The following is a 4,696-nucleotide window of genomic DNA, read 5'->3' on the forward strand; positions in this document are numbered from 1 at the left end:
CGATTTTCGCGTTTCCTGCCCCGGACGACCGGAGTACTTCTGTGTCCGTGCCGTCGCCGTCGTGGACGGTGTATCCCTCCTCGCGGGCGGTTTGCACTATCGTTTCGTCCTGCTCTATCAGCACGACGTTCTCTCCACGGTCTTCGAGGCGTGCGGCGAGCGACCGGCCCACCTTTCCGCCTCCGATGATGAGTACGCGCATTGGAATTACGTTCAGATATTCAGCGATAAATCGGGCGAACCCGCCTTCGAGCACGACGGTCACGACGATGACTAGGAAGACGGTACCGATGAGTACCGTCGCCGCATGCTCTGCGTTCGGAATCACGTCGGCCGAGTTACGAATGCGGAAGGCGAACAGGGTCGCGACGGACGCCGGGATGATGCCGCGCGGGCCGACGAAACCCATAAACAGCTTCTCGTCCCGCGTGAACCGCCCGCCCGATGTCGAAATGAAGACGATGAGCGGCCGGATGACGAACATCACGACGAACACGACGATGGCCCCTCCGATCCCGAGCGCGAAGAGGTCTTTCGGCTTGAGCAAGGCCGCCAGCGTGATGAACACGAACGAGAGGACGACCAGCGTGATGTCCCCTTTGAACTCCTCGATCTTCTCCTCGTAGGGGAGGTCCGCGTTGCCGAGAAGGATACCGGCCGTCGCAACCGCCGCGATGCCGGACTCCCTGGCGACGATATCGGCGGCGGCGTAGGCGGTCAACGCGCCGACCAGCACCAACAACCGGGAGTTCTGTGGTGCGTTCCCCGGCGAGAGGTCGAGATGCCGGAGGATGTACCAGATTATCCCGGCGACGAGGATTCCGACGAGCATGCCGGTTCCGAGGCGGCGAACGAACGACGCGAAAAACTCGCCGACGTGGAACGCGCTCGATCCGGTGAGAACCAACACCTCGAACATCACGACGGCGAGGATCGCGGCCGTCACGTCGTTGGCGATTCCTTCGGTTTCGAGCGCGGCCGCGACCCTGTCCCTGACCGGGACGACCGACAGGATCGGCGTGATGACCGTCGGACCGGTCGCGACGAGCAACGATCCGATGAGTAACGAGAGGTCCCACGGTTGATCGAGCGCGAACCGGATGACCGTCGCCGTCCCCAACAACGAGATGAGCGCGCCGATGGTGACGAGGCGAATCTGCGCCGATGGTGCCTCCCGGAGCTTGTTCACCTTCAGATGGAACGCACCTTCGAAGACGATGATGGCCACGCTCAGTCCCACGATGGACGAGAGCGCGTCACCGAACGCCGACGGGTTCAGCAGGTGCAGTCCGACCGGTCCGAAGATGATCCCTGCCGCGATGAGAAACAACACGCTCGGCACTTGAAACCGATCCGCGAGCACCTGTGAGATGACACCGAGTCCGATGATGGCGGTGACTATGTACAGCAACTGCGCACTCGCGGCCTCGGCACTCACTGCTGGCCCTCCATGTACCGGGTAGGAGAGGGTGGACAGTTATAAAATCAGTGGAAAAAACGCGCGACTGCACGGGGTGGGTCGCGAATATTGGTGGGTGTTTGTTTCGGTTTTTGGAATAAAACACACCGTTTGTCAAAAACACGCCCGGCGGAGAAACAGCACCGGTGTTCGGTTTAGGGCGAACTGATATGAATCTAGCTGGAAAACTGATTTGTCGTCGGCAATCGATAGCCGCGAACGGGGTCTCATGGGGAACGGACATTCGACGCGGCGAGCGGTGCTCGGGTTCGGTAGTGTAGCGGCCGGTATCGGCATCGTTGGAGGGTTCGGACAACGACCCGAGAGCGACGCCGATTGCACGTCCGGCGACGACGGAACGACCGACGAGACGAACGCGCCAGTGGACGTTCGGGGGGCCATCTACTTCCCGTCGCGGGCGTTCAACACGTTCCAGATGTGGAACGGCTACGATTCGGACGTCATCGAGCGCGACCTCTGTTATGCGAGTCGTATCAACCTCAACGCGTTACGGGTGTGGTTGAGTTTCGAGGCGTGGCAACGGGAACCGACGCGGTTCGGACTTCGACTGGAGCATTTCCTGACGACGGCGGCGGACCACGGGTTGCGGGTGCTGTTGGGCATCTTCGAGGGTATCGGGGCGAATCCGAGCCACCACACCTTGACGAACAGGGATCCAGTCACCGCCCGTCCGGTGTTCTCGCCGTCGCGAAAGATCATGGAGCAGTCGAAACGGTGGCACCTTCCACGGGAGTTCATCCGGTGGTTCATGGACCGTTACCGCGACGATTCCCGTCTGTTGGCCATCGAACTCATCAACGAGCCGTGTTGGCGGCCGTGGAAGCTACAGTTCGCAGAGGGGATGTTTCGGACGCTGTGGAACCAACGCGGACGGGTGCCGTTGTCGGTCGGTTCGACGAACATCGAGAACAACGAGCAGTATCGAAAGTGGGGGAGCGAGGTGTTCCAGTGTCACAGCAACTTCGGGCACACGAAGAAGAACTATCGGAACCTGTTGAAGCGAATCAACGCGGCCGAGCGTCGGTTCGGTCGCCCCATCTGGCTGTCCGAGTGGCAATGTCTCAAGCCGCCGCGTAGGGGACAGGGAACACACCCACCGAACTACTCGTCGCTCGCGCCGTTGATTCGGCGGGCAGGCGTGGGGAACTTCTTCTGGTCGCTCATGGTCAAACCGGCCTATCAGGTGTACCGCAGGAGACAGGGGTTGTTGAGCGGAATCTTCCACGAGGACGGCGCGGTCTGGAGTCTGGACGACGCGCGTGCCATCAAGGCCATGTCCGGTGACCCGTCGTTTTCGGGGGAAGAACGACAGGAGTGGCCGGAGTGGGCGAAACCGGTCGAGAGGTCGCTGACCGACTAGATATCACGGATCGCTCGCTCGGCGGCGTTGAGCGCTTTCTCGCGGTCGAATTCCGCGACGATGGACTCCAGTTCTTCGGGCGAGGCGTCCGCGAGTTCGCGGGCGTGTTTCGTCATGTTCGGAACCGCCCGGATGATGTTGTCGATGACCGGAACCGCGGCGGTTCGTGGCGACCGCGAGAGCGGGTTGAGGTCGATGACGATTTCGGTTTTACCCATCTCCGCGAGCGCTTCGGCCCGGTCGCCGTCCTCCAGCGGAACGAGAACGACGTCCGCGTCGTAGATTCCGTCCGCGTCCACCTTCCCGCGTTCGTGTTCCAAGCCCGGAATCCGGGCGTCGGCGGTGAGTCCCTTGACGTTCTCCGCGCCGTGTGCGCGCAGGTGGTCGGCGATGGCCCGCATGCGCTCTTCGGTTCGGCCGAACAGGTTGACCTCGATGTCCGCACCGGTGGCCTCGGCGAGTTCGACGGTTTCCTTCGGAACGAGCGCCGCCACGTTGCCGTTCACGGAGAGCACGGCGTGGTCGGCGAGGAGCAACTGCGCCGCCGCCGCACGCTCCGCGTCGTCGGCGCTCGGGAGCGTCGCTTCGCCCAGCAGGTAATCGAACGCCTCGCCGCGTCCTTCGGCGATGAGGCCCTGCTTGCTCGTGACTCCTTTCTCGACGCCGTCCTCGATGCGGTGTCGCGTGAGAAGCGATTGCTGTCGCGGATGGTCCTCCGGAATCTCTACCTCGTGGCTCATGGTCGATATCGGAAACGGAGGGTCAAAACAGCCGTGATTTACCCGTTCGATGGGTGGTTCGTCCTCACTCGATGAGTGTCGCGCCCGCGTGGTGGGTCCGGCACGCGTTCGCGTCGTAGCCCGCGTCGGAGAGTCCGGAGTCGAGTGCGAATACCGTCTTTCCGAGCATCGCCATCGACGCTTGTCCCCCTTCGTCGTGAACGTCCTCGATGACGTCCCGAACCTCGTCGGTGAGCAGTTCCGCCCGCTCGGCGAACTCGTTGGACTGTTCCATGAACGTCTCCATCGTTGGTTCGTTCACCAACGCGACGAGCGCCTCCACGCCTGCCTCCGAAAGCCGGGTCGTGCTCCCCGAGAGGACTTCCGCCGTCGAGAGTTCGCCCAGCGAGAGATACTCGATGTTGGCCCGCGTCGGGACCCCATCGAGGCGATTGTGCGCCGGTGCACCCGGTTCGAGGCGGATGGGAATGCCGCCGCGGGCCTGTGCAACCACGTCACCGAGTCCGGTCCCGGCCTCGACTTCCGCCCCGTGTGCGATAGTGACGAGTTCGTTCTCCGAGCGGCCGCCGCCGAACACGTCGTTCGCGGCGAACGCCGTTCCGAGTGCGAGCGCACCCGAGATGCCGAATCCGGCCCCCAGTGGGAGCGTCGTCTCTGCCGAAATACGGGCCGTCAAGTCGAGGTCGTCCAACACTCGACGCCCCGATTCGACGGCGGCGAACTCGCCGTTCAGGTCTATACTCGTCTCCGCTGCCGGTTCGACGGTCACGGTGACGCCTTCCGAAAGTGTCAGCCCCGCCCCGCGAGACCCCGCCCGCTCGGGGTCGTCGTCCTCGTGGATGCTGAAGAACCCCGTGATATGGCCGGGAACGAACGCGCGACCAACCTCGTCGCTCATACGTCCCGGTTTCGGCCGACGGCGTATAACGGTTAAAATTTGTCCGCGTCGTCTCCCCCCGTCTCACTCCCGTTCGATCGGTCCGTCTCGAAGTCGTCCACGGCGCGGGCCGCCAGTCGCGCCACGCGCAGGGGTTCTGGACGCCCTCCTTCGGGTGTGAACGCGCGCACGACTTCCGTGGCTTCGTCGGCATCCATTCCGACGTGGCGGACGAACAC

At 63.1% G+C, this 4,696-nt stretch carries 5 protein-coding genes; 1 reads left to right on the forward strand and 4 read right to left on the reverse strand.

Going from position 1 to position 4,696, the window contains the following annotated elements; genetic code table 11:
• Positions 1-1,438 (reverse strand): cation:proton antiporter (locus tag WBV42_RS12490; protein WP_423986324.1); only part of this gene is annotated, 1,438 nt, incomplete at its 3' end.
• A 250-nt stretch (positions 1,439-1,688) separates the two neighbouring features.
• Between WBV42_RS12490 and WBV42_RS12495 the strand changes: the two genes are divergently transcribed.
• Positions 1,689-2,840 carry a glycoside hydrolase gene (locus tag WBV42_RS12495; protein ID WP_423986325.1) on the forward strand — a complete coding sequence of 384 codons (1,152 nt, stop codon included), beginning with the start codon at positions 1,689-1,691 and terminating at the stop codon, positions 2,838-2,840.
• Here WBV42_RS12495 and WBV42_RS12500 read toward each other — a convergent pair.
• From WBV42_RS12500 to WBV42_RS12510, 3 genes are all read right to left on the reverse strand, one after another.
• Positions 2,837-3,580, reverse strand: a complete 744-nt coding sequence (locus WBV42_RS12500) for a 4-phosphopantoate--beta-alanine ligase (RefSeq protein ID WP_423986326.1) — start codon at positions 3,578-3,580, stop codon at positions 2,837-2,839. The two genes, WBV42_RS12495 and WBV42_RS12500, sit on opposite strands and share 4 nt — an antisense overlap.
• Positions 3,581-3,644: 64 nt before the next feature.
• On the reverse strand, positions 3,645-4,478 hold the full coding sequence (locus WBV42_RS12505) for a pantoate kinase (protein WP_423986327.1): 834 nt from the start codon (positions 4,476-4,478) through the stop codon (positions 3,645-3,647).
• 32 nt (positions 4,479-4,510) lie between these two features.
• On the reverse strand, positions 4,511-4,696 hold a 186-nt coding region (locus tag WBV42_RS12510; protein ID WP_423986328.1), incomplete at its 5' end, for a DUF99 family protein.

The organism is Haladaptatus sp., from assembly GCF_049589095.1.
Classification (GTDB): Archaea; Halobacteriota; Halobacteria; order Halobacteriales; family Haladaptataceae; genus Haladaptatus.